The following is a 2270-nucleotide window of genomic DNA, read 5'->3' as shown; positions in this document are numbered from 1 at the left end:
GCAGGCCGGTGCGCGGCACGGTGGTGCCGGGCGTGGCCAGCCCCAGGCGGGTGGGCCGATAGCCCACGGTGGCGCTCATGTGGTCGACCAGCTTCTTGACCTGCCCCAGAATGTGGGTGTAACCGTGACCGGCCCCCGTGGGCACCCGGTCGCGGAACAGGACTTCCGGCTCGGCCGCCGATTTCAGGATGACGCCCTCAATCTTGGTGCCCCCCATGTCGAGGCCCCACAACGTGTTTTCTTTGGTAAATGCGTTCATTTTCATAGAAGGGCTTAGCGGCGGGAGACGGTGACGACGAGGGGCGACGCGACGCGCCGGGCGTAATCGGCCAGGTAGGCGTCCCAGTCGGCGGCCGTCTTAAACTGCCCGCTTTTGGTCCAGCCAAAGCCGGCGTAATACACCAGCCGGCCGGCCTGCGGCGTGGCCATCACCAGCAGGTGGCTTTGCTCTTTGGCCTTGGTGCGGCGGTCTTTCCAGCCCTGCACCTGGCCGGGGGCCAGCACGATGCCGGTACCGAGCTGCGCGCTGTCCATCGGCTCCCAGTAGCGGAACCAGCCCTGCGCGGGCTCGCCCTTCACCTCGCCGCGCACGCCCTTGGGCTCGGCGTGCAGCGTGGTGCCGATGGTGACGTTGGGCAGCGGCTGGTCGGCCGAAATGCGCTCCTCGAAGCGCGTGAGGTTAGAGCCTAGGTCGAGGCTGATGATTTTTTTCTCCGTGATGGTGCGGCCGTTGGCCTGCCAGGGCGCGTAGCTCAGCTCAAACAGCGTGCGGATGGGGCCTTTGGCCAAGGTCTTGTAGCTGATGAAGTTGCGCGAGACGTAGAGCGAGTCCTTGTCCCACACGCCGATGCCGGCAAAGCCCCGGCTGTCGCCCACGTGGTAGGGGTCGTAGCCCTCGCCGTGGTCGATGTGGTAGTAGCCGGCCTGCTTCACGTTGGCCGCGTACCACTTGTCGATGATGGAATAGGGCACCCGCTTGAGCCAGCAGTCCATGCCGCTGGTGAGGGTGCCGCCGGGCTGCTTGGCCACCACGAGGCGCTCGGCCTCGGGGCCGTAGGTGCGGAAGGCCACCCGGTCGTTTTCCCAGGTGTAGTCGTCGGTGCGCTCAGGCACGAGGCGCGAGAAGGTCGTGACCTGGCTTTTGGGCTGCTGCGCCGCGCCGTTTTTCAGGCCGCTGACGGTGAATTTCTGGGTGCCGCCGGCCGCGATGTCGGTCTGAAACAGCAGCGCGTCGATGCTGCCGTCGCCGTCGTTGTCGATGGGCTGGCTCACCAGGATTTTACCGGCCGCGTTCTTTACCAGCAGGTTATCGGCCCCGTACTGCCGCAGCAGGCTACATAGGTCGGCGGCCGGCACGCTAATGGTTTCGGCCCGGCGGGCCAGGGCGAGCCGGTTTTTCACCGTTACGGTGTACGTGGGGGCAGCGGTAGGCGGGGCGGGGCGGGCGGCCAACGTGCCCGCCAATAATAGCAGGTGGGTGGGAAAAGGCATAGTAGGAAGTAAATGCGGTGCGAAATACCAGCCACCGCTTCCGCCAACCTTTCTGACCCCTCCTGATTGATAAGATTTATACCAAGTTGCTTATCCGCTTCAGGCATCGTCCAGACTCGGAGCCAAGTGCGCCCGCAAGATTCGAGTCATCAAACCGGATGCCGCGGACAGGCCATGGCAGGGCCGCCGCCCGCTGGGTACGCGTAATTAAAGCACCGGTCAGCCGCGAGTAACAGACTCTCGGCAGTAGCCACCTGCACCGTCAGCTTAGCGCAGCACTGGCTAAACTGCTGCGCCTGTTGTGGAGAAAGGGGGGAATCGGGGTGTAGTTCCTGAAGTATTGCCGTTAGTGTGTGTTGGGTTTCGACTGCTCCTAGTTTTTGGGCCGCTACGATTCGCGGGACGGGATTGGGCATCAGAGCAGGGAGAATGAGCCGGCAACGCATGGTTAGCGCTTCTAGCTCGGTGGTAGATTGTGGGTTTTCGCAATACCTGGGTGGCGAGAGCAGGGACCACGCAAGGGCCGCAAATGTGAAAGAGCCAGCGAAGCCACGTCATTAAGTTGGTGTCAGCCCCCGGCGATGCTTTGCTGAGCTCAGGACCACAGCCCGCCGCCGCTCCACTTACCGCGTCAGGTAAAAGCTGCGCGTCACCGGCTCGGCGCTTTGAAAGCGGCCCGCGATGCCATATTGCCACGCCACCACCATGACGCGCACCGGGTAGTGGGCGCGGGGCGGCACCCGCGTGAGGCGCAGCCCGTTGCCCACCACCTCGGCGGG

At 64.4% G+C, this 2270-nt stretch carries 1 protein-coding gene and 1 pseudogene; both read right to left on the bottom strand.

Translation table 11 applies throughout. The annotated features are described in order from the left end of the window. Positions 1-259 (bottom strand): annotated as a pseudogene (locus ACYVDE_RS20655) (ROK family protein); the annotation flags it as partial. A 14-nt stretch (positions 260-273) separates the two neighbouring features. After that, on the bottom strand, positions 274-1491 hold the full coding sequence (locus ACYVDE_RS20650; protein WP_460503424.1) for a DUF4861 domain-containing protein: 1218 nt from the start codon (positions 1489-1491) through the stop codon (positions 274-276). Between the last annotated feature and the right edge of the window lie 779 nt (positions 1492-2270).

The sequence above is a fragment of the Hymenobacter agri genome (assembly GCF_054778495.1).
The sequence above is the reverse complement of the archived record's forward strand: the minus strand, read 5'-3'. Positions and strand labels throughout refer to the sequence as shown.

Bases quoted from the DNA above. Each gene is read 5' to 3' on its own strand.
- ACYVDE_RS20650 (WP_460503424.1), bottom strand. From the start codon at position 1,491: ATGCCTTTTCCCACCCACCTGCTATTATTGGCGGGCACGTTGGCCGCC.